The sequence below is a fragment of the Streptomyces marinisediminis genome, from assembly GCF_026262575.1.
Taxonomy (GTDB): domain Bacteria; phylum Actinomycetota; class Actinomycetes; order Streptomycetales; family Streptomycetaceae; genus Streptomyces; species Streptomyces marinisediminis.
This window is the reverse complement of the sequence record NZ_JAPKFL010000014.1, coordinates 1-20,992: the sequence shown is the minus strand read 5'-3', so window position 1 is coordinate 20,992 and position 20,992 is coordinate 1. Positions and strand designations below refer to the sequence as shown.

Annotated in this window: 19 protein-coding genes; 11 read left to right on the top strand and 8 right to left on the bottom strand. The window is 72.7% G+C overall.

The features are described from left to right. Positions 1 to 128: 128 nt before the first annotated feature. Complete coding sequence (era, locus tag OSB71_RS13305; RefSeq protein ID WP_265947883.1) at positions 129 to 1,061, top strand: GTPase Era; 933 nt, start codon at positions 129 to 131, stop codon at positions 1,059 to 1,061. Positions 1,062 to 1,065: 4 nt separating this feature from the next. Here era and OSB71_RS13300 read toward each other — a convergent pair whose 3' ends face one another. After that, complete coding sequence (locus tag OSB71_RS13300) at positions 1,066 to 1,773, bottom strand: TerB family tellurite resistance protein (protein ID WP_265947881.1); 708 nt, start codon at positions 1,771 to 1,773, stop codon at positions 1,066 to 1,068. Positions 1,774 to 1,946: 173 nt separating this feature from the next. Continuing rightward, positions 1,947 to 3,716, bottom strand: a complete 1,770-nt coding sequence (gene leuA, locus OSB71_RS13295; protein WP_265947879.1) for a 2-isopropylmalate synthase — start codon at positions 3,714 to 3,716, stop codon at positions 1,947 to 1,949. Between the two features lie 407 nt (positions 3,717 to 4,123). Here leuA and recO point away from each other — a divergent pair, with 407 nt between their 5' ends. After that, on the top strand, positions 4,124 to 4,873 hold the full coding sequence (gene recO / locus OSB71_RS13290; RefSeq protein WP_265947877.1) for a DNA repair protein RecO: 750 nt from the start codon (positions 4,124 to 4,126) through the stop codon (positions 4,871 to 4,873). Between the two features lie 47 nt (positions 4,874 to 4,920). Beyond that, the gene (locus tag OSB71_RS13285; RefSeq protein WP_265948065.1) at positions 4,921 to 5,751 is read left to right on the top strand and encodes an isoprenyl transferase; all 831 of its coding nucleotides are present in this window, start codon (positions 4,921 to 4,923) and stop codon (positions 5,749 to 5,751) included. A 108-nt stretch (positions 5,752 to 5,859) separates the two neighbouring features. On the opposite strand, the gene OSB71_RS13280 is transcribed toward OSB71_RS13285, so the two are convergent. Further along, positions 5,860 to 7,242: a glycine--tRNA ligase gene (locus tag OSB71_RS13280; protein ID WP_265947875.1), complete on the bottom strand. Its 1,383-nt coding sequence runs from the start codon at positions 7,240 to 7,242 to the stop codon at positions 5,860 to 5,862. A gap of 168 nt (positions 7,243 to 7,410) precedes the next feature. On the opposite strand from OSB71_RS13280, the gene OSB71_RS13275 reads away from it, so the two are divergent. From OSB71_RS13275 to dusB, 5 genes are all read left to right on the top strand, one after another. After that, a complete protein-coding gene (locus OSB71_RS13275; protein ID WP_265947873.1) occupies positions 7,411 to 8,538 on the top strand; it encodes a metal ABC transporter substrate-binding protein in 1,128 nt (375 codons plus the stop codon). A 50-nt stretch (positions 8,539 to 8,588) separates the two neighbouring features. After that, positions 8,589 to 9,410 (top strand): metal ABC transporter ATP-binding protein, encoded by an 822-nt coding sequence (locus tag OSB71_RS13270; RefSeq protein WP_265948063.1) that lies wholly within the window; start codon positions 8,589 to 8,591, stop codon positions 9,408 to 9,410. Then, positions 9,407 to 10,285, top strand: a complete 879-nt coding sequence (locus OSB71_RS13265; protein WP_265947871.1) for a metal ABC transporter permease — start codon at positions 9,407 to 9,409, stop codon at positions 10,283 to 10,285. Before OSB71_RS13270 ends, OSB71_RS13265 begins: the two co-directional genes overlap by 4 nt. Positions 10,286 to 10,378: 93 nt before the next feature. Continuing rightward, the gene (locus tag OSB71_RS13260; protein WP_265947869.1) at positions 10,379 to 10,822 is read left to right on the top strand and encodes a Fur family transcriptional regulator; all 444 of its coding nucleotides are present in this window, start codon (positions 10,379 to 10,381) and stop codon (positions 10,820 to 10,822) included. A 58-nt stretch (positions 10,823 to 10,880) separates the two neighbouring features. Further along, on the top strand, positions 10,881 to 12,017 hold the full coding sequence (gene dusB / locus OSB71_RS13255) for a tRNA dihydrouridine synthase DusB (protein ID WP_265947867.1): 1,137 nt from the start codon (positions 10,881 to 10,883) through the stop codon (positions 12,015 to 12,017). Here the strand turns inward: dusB and OSB71_RS13250 are convergent. The 5 genes from OSB71_RS13250 to OSB71_RS13230 form a co-directional block, all read right to left on the bottom strand. Beyond that, positions 11,963 to 13,501, bottom strand: coding sequence for an MGH1-like glycoside hydrolase domain-containing protein (locus OSB71_RS13250; RefSeq protein WP_416237256.1), 1,539 nt, complete (start codon positions 13,499 to 13,501; stop codon positions 11,963 to 11,965). The two genes, dusB and OSB71_RS13250, sit on opposite strands and share 55 nt — an antisense overlap. Positions 13,502 to 13,982: 481 nt before the next feature. Further along, a complete protein-coding gene (locus tag OSB71_RS13245; protein WP_265947865.1) occupies positions 13,983 to 14,657 on the bottom strand; it encodes a pentapeptide repeat-containing protein in 675 nt (224 codons plus the stop codon). A 220-nt stretch (positions 14,658 to 14,877) separates the two neighbouring features. Then, the gene (locus OSB71_RS13240; protein ID WP_265947863.1) at positions 14,878 to 15,084 is read right to left on the bottom strand and encodes a DUF397 domain-containing protein; all 207 of its coding nucleotides are present in this window, start codon (positions 15,082 to 15,084) and stop codon (positions 14,878 to 14,880) included. Positions 15,085 to 15,374: 290 nt separating this feature from the next. Next, positions 15,375 to 15,590: a DUF397 domain-containing protein gene (locus tag OSB71_RS13235; RefSeq protein WP_265947861.1), complete on the bottom strand. Its 216-nt coding sequence runs from the start codon at positions 15,588 to 15,590 to the stop codon at positions 15,375 to 15,377. Next, positions 15,587 to 16,423, bottom strand: coding sequence for a helix-turn-helix domain-containing protein (locus tag OSB71_RS13230; protein ID WP_265947859.1), 837 nt, complete (start codon positions 16,421 to 16,423; stop codon positions 15,587 to 15,589). Before OSB71_RS13230 ends, OSB71_RS13235 begins: the two co-directional genes overlap by 4 nt. A 105-nt stretch (positions 16,424 to 16,528) precedes the next feature. On the opposite strand from OSB71_RS13230, the gene OSB71_RS13225 reads away from it, so the two are divergent. The 3 genes from OSB71_RS13225 to ppdK all read left to right on the top strand — a co-directional run bounded on the left by OSB71_RS13225 (position 16,529) and on the right by ppdK (position 20,824). Then, positions 16,529 to 16,783 (top strand): hypothetical protein, encoded by a 255-nt coding sequence (locus OSB71_RS13225; RefSeq protein ID WP_265947857.1) that lies wholly within the window; start codon positions 16,529 to 16,531, stop codon positions 16,781 to 16,783. Next, positions 16,780 to 17,049, top strand: coding sequence for a DUF7848 domain-containing protein (locus OSB71_RS13220; RefSeq protein WP_265947855.1), 270 nt, complete (start codon positions 16,780 to 16,782; stop codon positions 17,047 to 17,049). Before OSB71_RS13225 ends, OSB71_RS13220 begins: the two co-directional genes overlap by 4 nt. A 1,018-nt stretch (positions 17,050 to 18,067) precedes the next feature. Next, entirely contained in the window at positions 18,068 to 20,824 is a 2,757-nt protein-coding gene (gene ppdK / locus OSB71_RS13215; protein WP_265947853.1) for a pyruvate, phosphate dikinase, read from the top strand. Positions 20,825 to 20,992 lie beyond the last annotated feature (168 nt).

The following is a 20,992-nucleotide window of genomic DNA, read 5'->3' as shown; positions in this document are numbered from 1 at the left end:
CCGCCCCCCGGGCGGCGGGGCGACCGCCCGGCCGCCCGCGCCGCACCCGGTGCGGCCCGCGTGGGCCGCGCGGTGGCGGTCGGGGGCGTGCGGCTCGGAGCGGGTGGGGGATCAGGGAGAATGGGGGCATGAGCGACCCTTCTCCCGCGCCGCACCGGGCCGGCTTCGCCTGCTTCGTCGGCCGTCCGAACGCCGGTAAGTCCACCCTGACCAACGCACTCGTGGGCACGAAGGTCGCGATCACCTCGAACCGGCCGCAGACCACGCGCCACACCGTGCGCGGCATCGTCCACCGCCCCGACGCGCAGCTCGTGCTCGTCGACACCCCGGGCCTGCACAAGCCGCGCACGCTGCTGGGTGAGCGGCTGAACGACGTGGTGCGCACCACCTGGGCCGAGGTGGACGTCATCGGGTTCTGCCTGCCCGCCGACGAGCGCACGGGCCCGGGCGACCGCTTCATCGCCGCCGAGCTCGCACAGCTCAAGCGCACCCCGAAGGTGGCCGTCGTCACCAAGACGGACCTGGTGGACTCCAGGACGCTGGCCGAGCAACTGCTCGCCGTGGAGCGCCTCGGCCGGGAGCTGGGCATCGAGTGGGCGGAGATCGTGCCCGTCTCGGCGAAGGACGGCACGCAGGTCACGCTGCTGGCGGACCTGCTGGCGCCGATGCTGCCCGAGAGCCCGCCGCTCTACCCGGACGGGGACCTCACCGACGAGCCGGAGCAGGTGATGGTCGCCGAGCTGATCCGCGAGGCGGCGCTGGAGGGCGTGCGGGACGAACTGCCGCACTCCATCGCCGTCGTGGTCGAGGAGATGCTGCCGCGCGAGGACCGCCCCGCCGACCGGCCGCTGCTGGACATCCACGCCAACGTCTACATCGAGCGGCCGAGCCAGAAGGGCATCGTCATCGGCCCCGGCGGCAAGCGGCTGAAGGAGGTCGGCACCCGCTCGCGGCGCCACATCGAGGCGCTGCTGGGCACGCCCGTCTTCCTCGACCTGCACGTGAAGGTCGCCAAGGACTGGCAGCGCGACCCCAAGCAGCTCCGCCGCCTGGGTTTCTGACCCGTCAGCTCCGCTCCGGCGCCGTGACGAGGACGGCCCGCGTCTCCTCGGTGGTCAGCTCCAGCGCGCTGCCCAGCGAGTCCAGCACGGCCCGCTCGGCGGGCAGGTACGGGCCGTCGGCGAGCGCGATCCGGGCCCCCTGGAGCAGCAGGCCGGCGCGGCCGGGGGCGGCCAGGTGCGGGACCAGCGGCCCGAGCGCGGCGTGCAGGGCGATCTCGACCCCCAGCCGCGTCTCCTGCGGCCCGCCGCCGAGCGCCGCCCCCGCGTGGGACCGCAGGGTGGCGGCCCGCGCCGCCAACTCCTCGCCGCTGCACTGCGGGTAGCCGGCGGCGTGCACGGACTCCACCGCCGCGCGGCAGGCCGCCGGGTGGTCGGCGCCGCCCACGGCCAGCACCGCCAGGGCCACGCCCTCCACGCCGTCGCGCAGCAGCGCGGCCAGCCGGGTGCTGGTGGGCTGGTCCAGCACCTCGGGGCCGAAGTGCGTCGTGCAGGAGGCGCAGGCCAGCACCGGCGCGGTGGCGCCGCCGCGGGCCAGCGGCACGCCCAGCAGCTCCAGCCGGCGGCGGCCGGTGCGGCGCTCGTAGTTGCGGTCCCCGCCGCACGCGGGGCAGAAGAACTCGCCGTCCGCCACGGTGGTCCAGGCGACGCGGACGCCCGTCCGCAGGCCCGCGCGCACCCCGTTCGCCCTGCTCCTCGCGCGCGCTCCGCCCACACCGCACCTCCGTGACTCGGCACCCTTGCCGCTGCCGCTTCCGTGGGACGTGATGTTAACCACACGGACCAGTCCGCGTCAGCCTTCGTACCGGACAAAACGGGGAACCTGTCCGGAACGTGCCCGTCCGGTTCAGGCCGGTGGGCGCCGCCGGGCCGACGGCGCCGACCGCCTCACCGCGTCGCGCGGTTGACGGCCGAGACCACCGCCTTGATCGACGCGCGGGTGGTGTTGGCGTCGATGCCCACGCCCCACAGCACCTGACCGTCGATCGCGCACTCGATGTACGAGGCGGCCTGGGCGCTCGCGCCCTGGCTGAGCGTGTGCTCGACGTAGTCCAGCAGCCGCACGTCGATGCCGTTCTTCGCCAGCGCGTCGAAGAACGCCGAGATCGGGCCGTTGCCGTGGCCCGTGAGCACCGTGGGGGCGCCGTCGACGACCGCTTCGACGGTCAGCGCGTCGTGCCCGTCGGTCGTGGTCTCGCTCTGCGCGCTGCGCAGCGTGACGCGGCCCCAGGGGCGCTCGGGCGTGGGCAGGTACTCGTCCCGGAAGGCGTCCCAGATCTGCGCCGGGGTGATCTCGCCGCCGTCGGCGTCCGTCTTCTCCTGGATGATGCGGGAGAACTCGATCTGCATCCGGCGCGGCAGGTCCAGGTTGTGGTCGTTCTTCAGCACGTAGGCGATGCCGCCCTTGCCGGACTGGGAGTTGACCCGGATGACGGCCTCGTAGGAGCGGCCGACGTCCTTGGGGTCGATGGGCAGGTAGGGCACCTCCCAGGGGACCTCGTCCACCGTCTTCCCGGCCTCGACCGCGGCGGCCCGCAGGGCGTCGAAGCCCTTGTTGATGGCGTCCTGGTGCGAGCCGGAGAAGGCCGTGTAGACCAGGTCGCCCGCGTACGGGTGGCGCGGGTGCACCTCCATCTGCGTGCAGTACTCCACGGTGCGGCGGATCTCGTCGATCTGGCCGAAGTCGATCTGCGGGTCCACGCCCTGGGAGAACAGGTTCATGCCCAGCGTCACCAGGTCGACGTTGCCGGTGCGCTCGCCCTGGCCGAACAGGCAGCCCTCGACGCGGTCGGCACCGGCCATCACGGCCAGCTCGGCCGCCGCCACCGCCGTGCCGCGGTCGTTGTGCGGGTGCGCGGACAGGCATACGTGCTCCCGGCGCGAGAGGTGGCGCGACATCCACTCGAAGCGGTCCGCGTGCGTGGACGGCGTCGAGCGCTCCACCGTCGCCGGCAGGTTCAGGATGATCTCGCGGCCCTCCTCGGGCTGCCAGACGTCCATCACCGACTCGCAGACCTCCAGCGCGAAGTCCAGCTCGGTGTCGGTGAAGATCTCCGGGCTGTACTGGTAGCCGAACACCGTCCGCGCGTCCAGCAGCTTGTCGGCGTACTCCATCACCAGTCGGGTGCCGTCCACCGCGATCTGCCGCACCTGCTCCCGGGTGCCGCGGAAGACCACGCGGCGGAAGGCGGGCGCGGTCGCGTTGTACAGGTGCACCGTGGCCCGTGGCGCACCCACCAGGGACTCTACCGTCCGCTCGATCAGCTCCTCGCGCGCCTGGGTCAGCACCGAGATCGTCACGTCGTCGGGGATCGCGCCCTCTTCGATGATCGAGCGGACGAAGTCGAAGTCGGTCTGCCCGGAGGAGGGGAAGCCGACCTCGATCTCCTTGTAACCCATGCCCACCAGCAGGTCGAACATCTTCCGCTTGCGGGCGGGGGACATCGGGTCGATGAGCGCCTGGTTGCCGTCCCGCAGGTCGGTGGACAGCCAGCGCGGCGCCCGGGTGATCCGGGCGTTCGGCCAGGTGCGGTCGGGGATGTCCACGGCCTCGTACGGGCCGTACTTGTGGACCGGCATCCGCGAGGGGCGCTGCGGGGTGCTCGCCGCCGTGATGGGCGTGGCGCGGCCGACCGGCTGGGTGGAGGAGATCGTCATGACGGGTGGGCTCCGATCGCGGAGTGGTCTTCTCGAAGGCCGACGGTGGCAGCACCGCACTCCGCGGGGAGGGGGTCGGCCGTACCTACAGGCCCTCGCCGCGGCGGCTAAGGAGAAGCAGCCCGAAACGCATGATGACGGAAGCCTAGCCGAGCGTCCGCGCCGCCGCTCCTCCTGTATCAGTATGCGAGATCCCACATGACGTCGCGGCGGGGCCGCGCCGGCGCCGCGGCCCGGGGCGAGGCCCGCCTCAGCCCGCTCCGCGCCCGCCCCGGCCGGCCCGCCCGCCGGCCGCCCGCCCCGGACGCCGCGGACCCGCCCTGCGCCGCCCCCGCCCCCGCCCCCTGCGCCGGGCGCGGTGCGGCGGCGGTGGGGGAGCGGGCCGAGGGGTGCGGGAGAATGGGTGGATGAGCTTGTTCCGCGACGACGGCATCGTGCTGCGCACCCAGAAGCTGGGGGAGGCGGACCGCATCATCACCCTGCTGACGCGCGGGCACGGACGGGTGCGGGCGGTGGCCCGGGGCGTGCGCCGCACGAAGTCGAAGTTCGGAGCCCGGCTGGAGCCGTTCTCCCACGTGGACGTCCAGTTCTTCGCGCGCGGTGGCGAGCTGGTCGGCCGGGGCCTGCCGCTGTGCACGCAGACCGAGACCATCGCCCCGTACGGGCGCGGCGTCGTGGCCGACTACGCCCGCTACACCGCGGGCACGGCGATGCTGGAGACGGCGGAGCGGTTCACCGACCACGAGGGCGAGCCCAACGTGCAGCAGTACCTGCTCCTGGTGGGCGCCCTGCGCACGCTCGCCGCCGGGGAGCACGGGCCGGGGCTGGTGCTGGACGCCTTCCTGCTGCGCTCGCTCGCCGTGGGCGGCTACGCGCCCAGCTTCGACGACTGCGCCCAGTGCGGCATGCCCGGCCCCAACCGGTTCTTCTCCGTCGCGGGCGGCGGCTGCGTGTGCCCGGACTGCCGCAGGCCCGGCAGCGTCGTCCCCTCCCCGGAGGCGCTGCGGCTGCTGGCCGCGCTGCTGACCGGCGACTGGCCGACCGCCGACGCCGCCGAGCCGCGCCACGTGCGCGAGGGCAGCGGGCTGGTCTCGGCCTACCTGCACTGGCACCTGGAGCGCGGGCTGCGTTCCCTGCGGTACGTCGACAAGGGCTGAGCCGATAACCTCGGCCCTGTTTCCTGGTGACCTATCTGGAGTTGAACATGCTGTCCCGGCAGCCCCACGCCTCCCGCGGCTACGCCGCCCCCGCCCCGCACCCCTCCGGGGCCCGCCCGCCGGAACTGCCCGCCAGTGTGGTGCCGAACCACGTGGCCGTGGTGATGGACGGCAACGGCCGCTGGGCCAAGGAGCGCGGCCTGCCCCGCACCGAGGGGCACCGCATGGGGGAGGGCGTCGTCCTCGACGTCCTGCGCGGCTGCCTGGAGATCGGGGTGAAGAACCTCTCCCTCTACGCCTTCTCGACGGAGAACTGGAAGCGCTCCCCGGAGGAGGTGCGCTTCCTGATGAACTTCAACCGGGACGTCATCCGGCGGCGCCGGGACGAGATGGACGCCATGGGCATCCGCATCCGCTGGGTGGGACGCATGCCCAAGCTGTGGAAGTCGGTCGTCCAGGAGCTCCAGATCGCCCAGGAGCAGACGCGGGACAACACGGCGATGACGCTGTACTTCTGCGTCAACTACGGCGGCCGCGCGGAGATCGCCGACGCCGCGCAGGCCATCGCCCGCGACGTGGCCGACGGGCGCCTGGACCCGGGGAAGGTCAACGAGAAGACGTTCGCCAAGTACCTGTACTACCGCGACATGCCGGACGTCGACCTGTTCGTGCGGCCCTCGGGCGAGCAGCGCACGTCCAACTACCTCATCTGGCAGAGCGCCTACGCCGAGATGGTCTTCCAGGACGTGCTGTGGCCCGACTTCGACCGGCGCGACCTGTGGCGCGCGTGCGTGGAGTACGCCAAGCGCGACCGGCGCTTCGGCGGCGCGATCCCCAACGAGCTGGCACCGCGCGAGACGGCCCCCCGGCAGCGTTGACCGGCGCCCGCGGGCCCGGGAGGCGGGCGGCGGCGCCGGGAGGCGGACGGGCCCCGGCTCCGCCCGCGCGGGGGAACCGGGGCCCGGGAGCCGGGTGGCCGGAGCGGGTCAGCAGCCGATGAGGCGGCCGGCGAGGTAGGACTCCACCTGGTCCAGGGAGACGCGCTCCTGCTTCATCGTGTCGCGCTCGCGCACCGTCACCGCGTTGTCGTCGAGCGTGTCGAAGTCGACGGTGACGCAGAACGGCGTGCCGATCTCGTCCTGGCGGCGGTAGCGGCGGCCGATCGCCCCGGCGTCGTCGAACTCGATGTTCCAGTGGCCGCGCAGCGTCTGAGCCAGGCCGCGCGCCTTCGGCGAGAGCCGCTCGTTGCGGGACAGCGGCAGGACGGCGACCTTGACCGGCGCCAGCCGCGGGTCGAGGCGCATCACGGTGCGCTTCTCCAGCTTGCCCTTGGCGTTGGGCGCCTCGTCCTCGACGTAGGCGTCCAGCATGAAGGCGAGCATCGTGCGCCCCACGCCGGCCGCCGGCTCGATGACGTACGGCGTCCAGCGCTCGCCCGCCTCCTGGTCGAAGTAGGACAGGTCCTGGCCGGAGGCCTTGGCGTGGGCGCCGAGGTCGAAGTCCGTGCGGTTGGCCACGCCCTCCAGCTCGCCCCACTCCGAGCCGCCGAAGCTGAACCGGTACTCGATGTCAGCGGTGCGCTTGGAGTAGTGGGAGAGCTTCTCGCCCGGGTGCTCGTACCAGCGCATGTTGGCCTCGGAGAGCCCCAGCCCCCGGTACCAGTTCCAGCGCTGCTCCATCCAGTACTCGTGCCACTGCTCGTCCTCGCCGGGCTTGACGAAGAACTCCATCTCCATCTGCTCGAACTCGCGGGTGCGGAAGATGAAGTTGCCCGGGGTGATCTCGTTCCGGAACGACTTGCCCATCTGCGCGATGCCGAACGGCGGCTTCTTGCGCGAGGTCTGCTGCACCTGGCTGAAGTTGGTGAAGATGCCCTGCGCCGTCTCCGGGCGCAGGTAGGCCACCGCGCCGGAGTCCGTGGTCGGACCCAGGTGGGTGGAGAGCAGGCCGGAGAACTGCTTGGGCTCGGTGAAGGTGCCCTTGTTGCCGCAGTTGGGGCAGTTGACTTCGGCCAGGCCCTCGGCCGGGGGCCGCCCGTGCTTGGCCTCGTACGCTTCCTCCAGGTGGTCGGCGCGAAAGCGCTTGTGGCAGGAGGTGCACTCGGTCAGCGGGTCGGTGAAGGTGGCGACGTGGCCGGATGCCTGCCACACCTCGGTGGCCAGGATCACCGAGGAGTCGATGCCGACGACGTCCTCCCGCGAGGTGACCATCGCTCGCCACCACTGGCGCTTGATGTTCTCCTTCAGCTCCACCCCCAGCGGGCCGTAGTCCCAGGCGGCTCGCTGACCGCCGTAGATCTCGCTGCAGGGGTAGACGAAGCCACGGCGCTTGCTGAGGCTGACGATGGTGTCGATCTTGTCGGCGGCCACGGTGCTCTCTTCGTTACGAAACGACGACGGAATACCTCAGATTACCGGCGGGAGCGTGCCTGGGATCAAATCGGTGCGGGGGCACCGGAGGGGGCCGGGCCCCGGCCGGCGGCGGGTTCGGTGCGTGCGGCTGTTCGAATTTGACAACGGTTTCCATTACGTCTGAAAATGAGTGTCATGAACGCTCGCCGCCGCCCCCTCATAGCCGGCTCCGCCCTCGCCGGAGCGTCCGCGCTGTCCCTGCTCACCCTGTCCGCCTGCGGAAGCGGCGACACGGGTACCACCGAGGGCGGCAAGCTGAACGTCGTGGCGTCCTTCTACCCGATGGAGTTCGTGGCCGAGCGGGTCGGCGGGGAGCACGTGGCGGTCACCACGCTGACCGGGCCCGGCGTCGAACCGCACGACCTGGAGCTCAGCCCCCGGCAGACCGCCGAGCTGACCGAGGCCGGGGTCGTCGTCTACCTGGAGGGCATGCAGCCCGCCGTGGACGAGGCGGTCGGGCAGTCCGACGCGCGGCAGGTGGTGGAGGCGGGCGCGCTCGCGGAGGAGGCCGCCGGCGCGGAGGGCGGCACCGCGCCCCACGGCGACGGGGACGGCGGTGACGAGCACGGCGACGAGCACGGCGGCGGCGAGCACGAGGACGGCGACGGCGGCGAGCACGGCGGCGGCGAGCACGAGCACGAGCACGGCCACGGCGACGAGCCCGCCGGGGAGGAGCCGACCGGGGAGCCCACCGCCGAGGAGTCGGGCCACGACCACGACCACGACCACGGGGGCCAGGACCCGCACATCTGGCTCGACCCGGTGCAGTACGCCGCCGTCGCCGAGGGCGTCGGGGAGGCGCTCGCCGAGGCCGACCCCGACCACGCGGCCGACTACCGCAAGAACGCCGAGGACCTGGTGGGCGAGCTGGAGCGGCTGGACACCGAGTTCGCCGACGGCCTGCGCAACACCGACACCGACACCTTCATCACCACCCACGCCGCCTTCGGCCACCTCGCCGCCCGCTACGGGCTGCACGAGGAGGCCATCGCCGGCCTCAGCCCGGAGTCCGACCCGAGCGGCGCGCGGCTGAAGGAGCTGCACGCCGTCGCGGAGGAGGACGGCGTGACCACCGTCTTCTTCGAGACGATCGCCAGCGACCGCACCGCGCGGTCCCTCGCCACCGACCTCGGCCTGCGCACCGACGTCCTGGACCCGGTGGAGGGCATCACCGACGGCTCGCGCGGGGACGACTACTTCGAGGTCATGCGCGCGAACCTGGAAGCACTGCGGAAGGCGCTGGGCGCCGCGTGAGCGCCCCGGCCGACGGCCCGAGCCGTGGAGGAGGGCCCGTGAAGGAGCCCATGGAGCCCAAGGGGACCGAGAGAAACGAGGGGACCGGGGTGGCCAGGGGGCGATCGGCGGCCGATCCCGTCGTCGCCCTGCGCGGCGCGCACGCCGCGCTCGGCTCCCGGCCCGTTCTGCGCGGCATCGACCTGACCGTGGGACGCGGCGAGGTGGTCGCCCTGCTCGGTGCGAACGGCTCCGGGAAGTCCACCACGGTGCGCGCGGCCGTCGGCCAGGTGCCGCTGACCGGCGGCGCGCTGGAGCTCTTCGGCACGCCGCTGCGCCGCTTCCGCGCCTGGCGGCGCCTGGGGTACGTGCCGCAGCGCTCCACCGCGGCCGCCGGCGTCCCGGCGACCGTCCGCGAGGTGGTGTCCTCCGGGCGGCTCGCCCGGCGCGGGCTGCGTCCGCTGGGCCGCGCGGACCGGGACGCCGTCACCCGGGCGCTGGCGGCCGTGGGCATGGCCGAGCGGGCCCGCGACTCCGTCGGCGCGCTCTCCGGCGGCCAGCACCAGCGGGTGCTCATCGCCCGCGCGCTGGCCGGGGAGCCCGAGCTGCTGATCATGGACGAGCCGCTGGCCGGCGTCGACCTGGCCAGCCAGCGGGTGCTGGCCGACGCGCTGTGCGCCCAGGTGGCCGAGGGCGTCTCGGTGCTGCTGGTGCTGCACGAGCTCGGCCCGCTGGCCCGGCTCATCGACCGCACCGTCGTCCTGCGCGACGGCCGGGTGGAGCGCGTCGAGCACCCCGAGCGGCTGCACGACCCGGCCTGCCACCCGCACGACAGCGCCGCCCCCGACGAGGCACCGGCGGCGCCCCGCATCGGAACGGGGTTCCCCGCATGACCGAGCTCCTGGACTACGCCTTCATGCAGCGCGCCCTGCTGGCCGCGCTGCTCGTGGGCGTCGCCGCGCCCGCCGTGGGCATCTACCTGGTCCAGCGCCACCAGGCGATCATGGGCGACGGGATCGGGCACATCGCGCTGACCGGCGTGGCGCTGGGTTTCCTGCTCAGCACGAACGCGGTGTGGACGGCGGTGCTGGTCGCCGCGGCCGGCGCCGTCGCCATCGAGCTGGTCCGCTGGTACGGCAAGGCGCGCGGCGACATCGCGCTGGCCATGCTCTTCTACGGCGGCATGGCGGGCGGCGTCATGATCATCAACCTGGCCCCCGGCGGCTCCACGGGGGACCTGCTGACGGCCATGTTCGGCTCCATCACCACCGTCTCGCCCGCGGACGTCACGGCGATCGTGATCCTGTCCTGTGCGGTCCTCGCCGTCTGCCTGGGGCTGCGGCGGCAGTTGTTCGCCGTGTGCCAGGACGAGGAGTTCGCCCGTGTCACCGGACTGCCGGTGCGGCTGCTGAACCTGCTGCTGGCCGTCACCGCCGCCGTCACCGTCACCGTGGCGATGCGCGTGGTGGGGCTGCTGCTGGTCAGCGCGCTCATGGTCATCCCGGTCGCGGCCGCCCAGCAGGTGACCCGCGGTTTCGCGGTGACGCTCGGGCTCTCCGTCGCGCTGGGCGTGCTGGTGGCGCTGTCCGGCACCGCCGTCTCCTTCTACGCCGACGTGCCCCCGGGCGCGACGATCGTGCTGCTGGCCATCGCCGCGTTCGCCGTGCTGGCCGCGTTCACCCCGGCCGCCGCGCGCCGCAGAGCACGGCTGGCCGCGCGGCGGGAGCCGTCGGGCATGCTGGAGGGGGAGGTCGCGCGCGGCGGGTGAGGCGGCAACCCGGGGCACGCCCGTCACACCTGGCACAATTGGGCGCGACCAAGGCGAGCCGAATCACCCGACCGGGTGACGAAGGAGGCAACGGTGGCGACCGCAGGTCCCCCAGTCCGTGGGCGTTCGACACGGCAGCGCGCCGCGGTGGCGGCGGCGCTGAGCGAGGTCGAGGAGTTCCGCAGCGCCCAGGAGCTGCACGACATGCTCAAGCACCGCGGCGACTCCGTCGGGCTGACGACCGTGTACCGGACTTTGCAGTCCCTCGCCGACGCGGGCGAGGTCGACGTGCTGCGCACGGACGAGGGCGAGGCCGTCTACCGCCGGTGCAGCACCGACGACCACCACCACCACCTGGTCTGCCGGTCCTGCGGGAAGGCCGTGGAGGTGGAGGGCCCGGCCGTGGAGAGGTGGGCGGACGCCGTCGCCAGCGAGCACGGCTTCGTCGACGTCGCGCACACCGTCGAGGTCTTCGGCACCTGCGGCGAGTGCGCCGAGGCCAGGGCCGACCGGGGCGGCAGGGGCGCGCGGAAGTGAACGGGGCGCGGGAGAAGCGGTGGCGCGGGGCGCGCCGGGAGTCGGAGCAGTAGGGACCGTGGCACGGCAGCTCAGCATCGGACCGCACGCCGTCACACCCCCCGTGGTGCTGGCGCCGATGGCGGGGATCACCAACGCGCCCTTCAGGACGCTGTGCCGGGAGTTCTCCGGCGGCAAGGGGCTCTTCGTCAGCGAGATGATCACCACGCGGGCGCTGGTCGAGCGCAACGAGAAGACCATGCAGCTCATCCGCTTCGACGCCAGTGAGCGCCCGCGCTCGATCCAGCTCTACGGCGTGGACCCGGTCACCGTCGGCAAGGCGGTGCGCATGATCGCCGACGAGGACCTCGCCGACCACATCGACCTCAACTTCGGCTGCCCGGTGCCCAAGGTCACCCGCAAGGGCGGCGGCTCCGCGCTGCCCTACAAGCGCAACCTGCTGCGCGAGATCCTGCGCGAAGCGGTCACCGGGGCGGGCGCCCTGCCGGTGACGATGAAGATGCGCAAGGGCATCGACGACGACCACCTCACCTACCTGGACGCGGGCCGCATCGCCGCCGAGGAGGGCGTCACCGCGATCGCGCTGCACGGCCGCACGGCCGCCCAGCACTACTCCGGGACCGCCGACTGGTCGGCCATCGCCCGGCTGCGCGACGCCGTGCCCGAGCGCGTCCCGGTGTTGGGCAACGGCGACATCTGGTGCGCCGAGGACGCCGTGCGCATGATGCGCGAGACCGGGTGCGACGGCGTCGTGGTCGGCCGGGGGTGCCTCGGCCGGCCGTGGCTGTTCGGCGACCTGGTGGCCGTCTTCGAGGGGCGCGCCGAGGAGGTGGCGCGGCCCACGCTGCGGGAGGTCGCCAACGTCATGGTGCGGCACGCGCGGCTGCTGGGGGAGTGGCTGGACGACGAGGCACGCGGTGTCATCGACTTCCGCAAGCACGTCGCCTGGTACACCAAGGGCTTCTCCGTGGGCTCGCGGCTGCGCGGCAGGCTGGCCGTCGCCGCGTCACTGGCCGAGCTGCGCGAGCTGCTGGACGGGCTCGATCTCGACCAGCCCTGGCCGGCCGGCGCCGAGGGCCCGCGCGGCCGGACGCACGGGCGCAACCGGGTCGTGCTCCCCGACGGGTGGCTGGCGGACCCCTACGCCCCCGCGACGGTCGGCGCCGACGCGGAGCTGGACACCTCCGGCGGCTGAGCCGCGGCGCCCGGTGCCGGGGCGGCCAGCAGGTCCAGGGTCAGCGCGGCCGTCCAGCCGAAGTCGCGGGCACCGCGGCCCGCACCGGTCAGCGGGTCGACGTACTCGGCGAACTCCGTGGCGTCCGCCGCGCGGAGCATGGCCGCGCGCAGTGCGTCGGCGCGCCCGGTGCGGCCGTGGCGGCGAAGGCCGCCCTCCAGGAGCCAGTTGACGTTGAACCAGGCGGGCCCGCGCCAGTAGCGGCAGCGGTCGAAGGCGCGGCCGCGCAGGTCGTAGCTCGGGACGAGCCCGACCCCGCCGCCTGTGCCGAGGCCGCCCGCGCTCCCGGTGCTCGCGGTGCTCCCGTCGCTCCCGGTGCTCGCGGCGTCCGCGGTGAAGTGCGGGCCCTCCAGGGTGGCCACCAGCGCGTCGACCACCGGCCGGGGCAGGTCCGGCACGGCCAGCGGCAGCAGCCCGGCCGCGCTGCGCTCGGCGATCAGGGCGCCGTCGGCCAGGTCGCGGCAGCGGAACTGGCCGGACGCCGGGTCCCACAGGCGGCGCTCCATGGCGCGCGTCAGCTCCCGGGCGCGCGTGCGGTGCGGCTGCGGGTCGGCGCCCAGCTCGTGCGCGATGTCCGCCAGGGCGTGCTCGGAGAGGACCAGCAGTGCGTTGAAGCCCGGGTCCTCCACGGCGAAGGCGAACGCGGCGCGCGCGTCGTCGTAGCCGGCGTCGCGGTAGTCGGCGGCCAGCCGCACGTAGCGGCCGTAGTCGAGGTCGGTGGGGCGGTCGGCGGCGGCGCCGTGGTCCAGGTCGGCCCGGCGGAAGGTGTCGGGCGCCGCCGGGGCGACGCGGGCCAGCGGGGCGTCCCAGCACGGGCTGTTGTCCATGCCCGGCTCCCACGGGTGGACGACCGCCGCCAGCCCGTGTCCGCCCAGGTCGCGGCGGTCGGCCAGGTAGCGGTGCCAGGCGGCGAGCTTCGGGTACAGCCGGGCCAGGAAGGACCGCTCCCGGGAGGTCCGCGGGTGCGCGCGGTGCACCAGCCAGACGGCCAGGGCGTGCACCGGGGGCTGCACGATGCCGGAGGTCTCGCGGTGCCGGGGGGCGCCGGCGGCCGCGCCGGCGGTGGAGGAGCGCCAGAAGTCGGGGCTGGGGAAGTAGGCGTCGCGCGGCACGGCGGGGTTGAAGACGATGTGCGGCACGCGGCCGTCCGCCCACTGGGCACCCAGCAGCGTCTCCAGCTCCTTGTGCGCGCGCAGCGGCTCGCGGTGCCGCAGGCCGACCGCGATGAACGCCGAGTCCCAGCTCCACTGGTGCGGGTAGAGGCTGCGCGCCGGTACCGTCGCGCCGCCCGTCCAGTTGCAGGCCAGCACGCGGGCGGCCCGGCGGGCGAGCGCGGCGCGCGTGCGCCGGGCGGCGGGAGCGCCCCCGCCCTGGTGCGGGACGGTGGGCAGCAGAGTGGTGGGAACGGTGGCGGGTGCGGAGTCGGTGTCGGTCACGCGGTCCACTTCAGGGGCTCCGGGGTCGGAGGGGCCCGGTGGTGGCGGAGCAGGCGCAGCGGGGTCGGCCCCCTGCGCGCGTCGGCGTCATCGCCGGGTGAACGGGTGGTGAACACGGCCCAGTATCGACGCCCACTCCGGCGCGGAACATCAGCCAGGTCACATCTTGACCCCCCAAACTTTGTGACGCGTCTCACGTAGATGTGCTGGGTCTGTTCGTCCCCCAGAGGCAGGGCGGGGTCGTCGAGGCGGCCCGGTGAGGGTGGGGGCGGGCGGACGGTCTGCACGAGCGTGCTTGCCGGAGTGGCGGTGGGCGGGGTGAGTGCGCGGACGGCGGCATCGGTGATGTGCCGCCCACGGTCCGGCCGGAATCATGGCGCCGGGTTCCTGGGCGGGCTCGGTGCCGGCGGTTCGGACGGTGCTGAGGCCGCAGGGTTCGCGGAGTGCGTCGAGGCTGGTGAGGCTATGTGCAGGGGCGCAACACTCCACATCAGTCGTCTCCGACGACGATGTCGAGTTCGCTCACCATGGCCCGGGCGAGCTCGTGCTGCTGGCCCGGGGCGATGCGGACATGGGCGAGGTGGGCGACACCGCGGAGGGTGGTGAGGTCGCTGCCGCGCAGGTCGGCGCCCCGGTAGCGGCCGGGGCCGAACTCCGTGAGGCGGAGTGTGCAGTCGAAGAAGGCGACGTTGGAGAGGTCGCAGTCGGTGAATGTGGCTTCGGTGAGGACGCAGCCGACGAGTGCGACGGGGCCGGTGGCGCGGACCTTGGTGAAGGTCGTGTAGTCGAGCTTGCAGTTCTCGAACAGCACGTCGTCCAGTACCAGGCCGTCGAGTGTGGCGCCGAGGAGCTTGGTGTCCCGGATGGCGACGCGGGTCAGCTTGCTCCCGTTCCAGCGTGCCGCGCCGAGATCGCTGCCGGTGATCTCCACGCCGTGCAGGTTCAGGGACTCGAACCGGACGCGCTGTGAGCGGACGCTGTGGATGCGGCCGGTGATGAGCTGGGTGTCGGCGAGATCGAGGGCACGGAGGTCCGCGTCGCCGAAGGCGAAGTCCTGGACGGCGCCTCGCGGGTTGTCCAGGGTGCTGACGTTGGCGAGGTAGAGGCCCGGCTCGTTCAGGTCGGGCGTGGTGATCGTGGCAGTGCCGACGGTCCGGGTGCTCACGGTGCTCCTGGTTCTGCTTCAGGGCGGACCGGTCGGTCGGACCGCCCGATGCCGGGGTGGGCTAGGACTTGTTGCTCCAGTCGTCCCAGATGGGGCGGTTGTCGAACACGGGCGTGGGTCCGGAGTGACTCCTCGCCGCGATGCGGGTGCGGCGAGGACCGTTAGAACCCAGGGGCGCATGGTGGGGCTGCTGTGTGGCTGGTGGGTTGGGCTCTGGTGGTCAGGCGGCTTCGAGTTCGCCGGTCTTGACGCCTGCGATGAAGGTGGTGAAGGAGGCGAGGGGGATGCGGAGTGCGGGTGCGGTCGGGTTCTTCGAGTCGCGGACGGGGACGATGCCGTGCGTGGCGACGAGGTTGGCGGCGACTTCGACGCAGTTGCCGCCGTTCGAGCTGTACGAGGACTTGTACCAGCAGGGAGATTCGGTCACGGTGGTGCCCTTTCGCAACTGGCTGATCAGGGTCACAGGCGCTGCTGGGGAGAGCGCTTCGGCGCACGATTGATGGTAGGCCCGTGAGCACGGGCACCACAGAGGCGCCCGGAACCTGCTCAGGTGTGCTGGACCCGCCGCTGGACTTTCTCCGTCGACCGGGACCGGCGCGTACTGCGGTGTTCGCAGCAGGCCCGGCATGACTCTCCGCCGCGATGCGGGTGTGGTGAGGCCCCACCATGGGGCGCATGGTGGGGCTGCTGTGTGGCTGGTGGGTTGGGCTCTGGCGGTCAGGCGGCTTCGAGTTCGCCGGTCTTGACGCCTGCGATGAAGGTGGTGAAGGAGGCGAGGGGGATGCCGAGTGCGGGTGCGGTCGGGTTCTTCGAGTCGCGGACGGGGACGATGCCGTGCGTGGCGACGAGGTTGGCGGCGACCTCGACGCAGTTGCCACCGTTGTTGCTGTAGGAGGACTTGAACCAGCGGAGAGAATCGGTCGTGGTCGTCACGGGGTGCCCTTTCGTACCTGAGTGATCATGGCCACGGACGCCGCCTGCGACAGCGATTCGGCCTGTAGTTGATGGTAGGCGGTCAGCATGGGAAGCACTGATGTGGCCTCTCGGTCAAGATGCCCCTGTGCTTGCGACTCGGCGTAGGCGACCACCGACCGATCGGGCAGGGTCAGCACGTTGACGGGTAGGTCGAAGGGGCGACGTTCGCCTATGTCGAACGGCGCGACCTGTAGCACCGTGGTGGGCTTGGCGGCGAACTCGACCAGTCGTTGCAGTTGTGCGTCCATCACCGCGTGTCCGCCAACGGAGCGGCGTATACAGCTCTCGTCCATGACGACGAAGACCATGGGTGGACGCTGACGCTCCAGGGCGGCCTGTCGTTCCGCCAAGAACGAGACGCGTTCGTCAGCCTGCTCGGCGTTGATGGACCCTCGCCGCACTGCACTCTCAGCCAGCACCCGTGCATAGTCTGGCGTCTGTAGCAAACCTGGAATGATCCCGATTTCATACAGCCGGATTTCGACGGCTCGACCCTCGTGCCCGACGTACTCGGGGAAGCCTTCCAGAAGCGAGCCGTGCCGCATCTCGCGCCACTGCCGTTCGAACGTGTCATTTGTGGCCTCGGTGCCGAACACCAGGTCAGCACTGCGCGAAAAGCGCAAGGTCGGAAGCTTGCGACCAGTTTCGACTGATGAAACGTGCGTGCTGGAGTACTCCATCTTTTGCGCCAGGTCTTCCTGTGTCCAGCCGCGGGATTCCCGTGAGCTGCGCAGACGCGCTCCGTAGGCAGCCTGGGGAGAACTGCTCGGGTCCAGTTCCTTGCGGTTCAACGGCCACCACCAACCTTTCTTCCCCGTCTGACAGGTTGAACGGTTTCTGACCCTACGTCACGCTGAGCCGTCTGAGTAGTGGAGTCGCTACGGAGAGGAGTTGCCGTGGTTGGTGGGAGCGGTTTCGGGAAGCGGCGCGTACCCGCCTCCATTCCGGCGGTCGGCGCGCTCGTGGTGGACGCACGGGGCCGGGTGGGCGAGTACCGGGGTGAGTGGTGCGGGCGCTGGTACCTGCGCCCCGTCACGGGTGGGCGGGAGTGGTCCGTCGCCCCCGAGGGCGTGCGGCCGGCGAGCCGCGAGCAGCGTTTGCAGGCCGAGGTGGCCCGGGCGAACGCGCGGAGCCGGGGTGAGGTGCTGTGAGTTCCGCGCGGCGTCGTGTGTTCCGGTTCGTCGAGTGGACGCTGCGGCTCGACCAGGATGACGACGCGCCGCCGCTCCGGTACGCGTTCCGGTGCCTTGCGCTGGAGGACGACGACACCGAGTGTGCCGCGCGGTCGCCACTGAGCGAGGACCCGGGCGCGGCCCGGGCGTGGGTGTTCGGCCACCTGCGCGCGCACCCCGAGCACACCGGCTACGCCGAGGTGATCGAACGCCCGTGGGTCATGTGGCGCGGCGGTCCGGTGTGAGCGGGCGGGGGGAACCGGTGGCCTACTGGTGCGACGTGGTCGCCGAGGGAGGGGTGTACGGCACGGGTCGGGTGGCGCGGTACGTCCTGGGGGCCTTCCAGACGATCTCCCCGGTTCTCGCGCTCCGGTGGCTCCGGGCCGAGGCGCTGCGCACCGCGGACCGGCTCGACCCCGACCCGCGGCACTCGGCGTGGGTGCGGCCGTTCATGCGGGTGCCGTCCGCGCCCGTCCCCGACTGCCCCGCCGGGCTTCGTGCGTGGGCCGCCGAGGCCGACGGGCGACGCGCGGCACGTGAGCGCCTCAAGGCCGGGCGTCCGCTGTGCGCGACGTTCCCGGACACGGACTGCACGTACACCCTGTCCGTCCGGCCGGTGTGGCTGCCCGCCGCCGCGCCCGGTCGGCCGTCGGCCGGGGTCGCGTTGCACCGGCTCGTCGGGCGCGCCGGGCGCGTCGGTCGCACGCCTCCGGCGGCGCCCGCGCGCCGCTCTCGGTCGGCGCGCCTCGCGTTCGCGCTTCGGTGGGACGCCGGCCGAGGCGTGCCGGGTGGGTGCTCGGGGTGGTCGTGGGCGGCGTGCCGTGCCGGGGGTGGCGGTGGGGTTGCGGGAGGGTGACGGGCGTCCGGATCGTGGGATGCGGGGCGGCGCTGCGCGTGATTCTCGCCACGGGTGATGCTGTGCATGCTCAGATGAGCGCTCGCCTGGTGTGTGCATGTCTCCAATGAGCGGCACTGCGTGCCACCCGTCGTGGCGCCGCGCGCGTGGGGTGTCGCTCGCTCACCGTGATGGGATGGCGGGTAACCGGACGCGGTGCGTCATGATGGGTTCAAGTTCCGAACGCGCGCCGTTCGGCCGCTTGGCCGATCCTTTACTTTCGATCCGCTGGCAGAAGGGTGGTTACACCCGTGTGACATGAGGTTTTCCCTGCTGATGTGCCTTGGATCTGGGTACGCTCCCCGCCGTCAGGGCAGGCAGCTCCCCCAACCTTCGTCCGGGGGGACCCCAACGAGGAGTCGAGTCCCGTGCCGGAAAACACAGACGCCACAGAACCCTCCGTAACCGCGAACGCCGCCAAGTTCGTGTACGCCTTCACCGAGGGCAACAAGGACCTCAAGGACCTCCTCGGCGGCAAGGGCGCCAACCTCGCCGAGATGACCAACCTCGGTCTCCCGGTGCCACCCGGCTTCACCATCACCACCGAGGCGTGCTGCCGCTACCTGGAGACGGGCGCCGAGCCCGCCGCCCTGCGCGACGAGGTCAGCGAGCACCTCGCGGCGCTGGAGCGGCAGATGGACAAGCGGCTCGGGCAGCACGACGACCCGCTGCTCGTCTCCGTCCGCTCCGGGGCGAAGTTCTCCATGCCCGGGATGATGGACACCGTCTTGAACATCGGCCTGTCGGACGCCTCCGTCGGCGGCCTCGCCGCCCAGGCCGGGGACGAGCGGTTCGCCTGGGACTCCTACCGGCGGCTGATCCAGATGTTCGGCAAGACCGTGCTCGGCGTGGACGGCGAGCTGTTCGAGGACGCGATCGAGGAGGCGAAGCGGGCCAAGGGCGCGGCCACCGACGTCGACCTCGAAGCGGCCGACATGCGCGCGCTCGTGGACGCGTTCAAGGGCATCGTCCGCCGCGAGACCGGGCGCGACTTCCCGCAGGACCCGCGCGAGCAGATGGACCTGGCCATCCGCGCGGTCTTCGACTCCTGGAACACCGACCGCGCCAAGCTCTACCGCCGTCAGGAGCGCATCCCGCACGACCTGGGCACGGCCGTCAACGTCTGCTCCATGGTCTTCGGCAACCTCGGCCCGGACTCCGGCACCGGCGTCGCCTTCACCCGCGACCCGGCCAGCGGCCAGCAGGGCGTCTACGGCGACTACCTGCAGAACGCCCAGGGCGAGGACGTCGTCGCCGGCATCCGCAACACCGTGCCGCTGGCGGACCTGGAGGGGCTCGACAAGAAGTCCTACGACGAGCTGATGCACATCATGGAGACCCTGGAGCTGCACTACCGGGACCTGTGTGACATCGAGTTCACCATCGAGCGCGGCAAGCTGTGGATGCTCCAGACGCGCGTGGGCAAGCGCACCGCCGCCGCGGCCTTCCGCATCGCCACGCAGCTCGTGGACCAGGGGCTGATCGACGAGGCCGAGGCGCTCCAGCGCGTCAACGGCGCCCAGCTCGCCCAACTGATGTTCCCGCGCTTCGACCTGACCGCCCAGGCCGACCAGATCGGGCGCGGCATCGCCGCCTCCCCGGGCGCGGCCGTCGGCAAGGCGGTCTTCGACTCCTACACCGCCATCAAGTGGTCGCGCTCGGGCGAGAAGGTCATCCTCATCCGCCGCGAGACCAACCCGGACGACCTCGACGGCATGATCGCGGCCGAGGGCATCCTCACCTCGCGCGGCGGCAAGACCTCCCACGCCGCCGTCGTCGCCCGCGGCATGGGCAAGACCTGCGTGTGCGGCGCGGAGGACCTGGAGGTCGACACCAAGCGCCGCCAGCTCACCGCCCCGGCACCGGACGGCAAGGGCACGCTGGTCATCGACGAGGGCGACGTCGTCTCCATCGACGGCTCCACCGGCAAGGTGTACCGGGGCGAGGTGCCCGTCGTGCCCTCGCCCGTCGTGGAGTACTTCGAGGGCCGCATGCACGCCGGGGCGGACGACGCCGACGAGCTGGTGCAGGCCGTGCACCGGGTCATGGCCTACGCCGACCGCGTGCGCCGCCTGCGGGTACGGGCCAACGCCGACAACGCCGAGGACGCCGCCCGCGCGCGCCGCTTCGGCGCCCAGGGCATCGGCCTGTGCCGCACCGAGCACATGTTCCTCGGCGAGCGGCGCGAACTGGTCGAGCGGCTGATCCTCGCCGACACCGACACCGAGCGGACCGAGGCGCTGGGCGCCCTGCTGCCGTTGCAGAAGGGCGACTTCAAGGAGCTGTTCGAGGCGATGGACGGCCTGCCGGTCACCGTCCGGCTGCTCGACCCGCCGCTGCACGAGTTCCTGCCCGACATCACCGAGCTGTCGGTGCGCGTCGCGCTGGCGGAGTCCCGCAAGGACCACAACGAGAACGACCTGCGGCTGCTCCAGGCCGTCCACCGCCTGCACGAGCAGAACCCGATGCTCGGCCTGCGCGGCGTGCGCCTCGGCCTGGTCATCCCCGGGCTGTTCACGATGCAGGTGCGCGCCATCGCCGAGGCGGCCGCCGAGCGCAAGGCCGCCAAGGGCGACCCGCGTGCGGAGATCATGATCCCGCTGGTCGGCACGGTGCAGGAGCTGGAGATCGTCCGCGAGGACGCCGAGCGCGTGATCGCCGAGGTCGAGCGGGAGCACGGCGTGGAGCTGCGGCTGACGCTGGGCACGATGATCGAGCTGCCGCGCGCGGCGCTCACGGCCGGCCAGATCGCGGAGTCCGCCGACTTCTTCTCCTTCGGCACCAACGACCTCACCCAGACCGTGTGGGGCTTCAGCCGGGACGACGTCGAGGCCAGCTTCTTCACGGCGTACCTGGAGAAGGGCATCTTCGGCGTCTCCCCGTTCGAGACGATCGACAAGGACGGCGTCGGCAAGCTCGTGGCCGACGCGGCGGCGGCGGGCCGGGCCACGCGGCCCGACCTCAAGCTCGGCGTGTGCGGCGAGCACGGCGGCGACCCGGAGTCCGTCCACTTCTTCCACGCGGTGGGCCTGGACTACGTCTCCTGCTCGCCGTTCCGCATCCCCGTCGCCCGGCTGGAGGCCGGGCGCGCGGCGGCCGAGAGCGCGGGCAGCGACAGCCGCTGACCGCACCGACCGCCCAGGCGGTCACCAGCCACCGGGCCCGCCGCCGCACCCCGACCCTTCCGCGCGGCGGCGGGCCCGGCGTGCGGAAGGGGGCGGGGCGGCACCGGTGCGGCGGGGCCGCCCCCCCCCCCTTTTCGTCGGGGGCCCGGCGCGGGGCCGGGGGCCGGC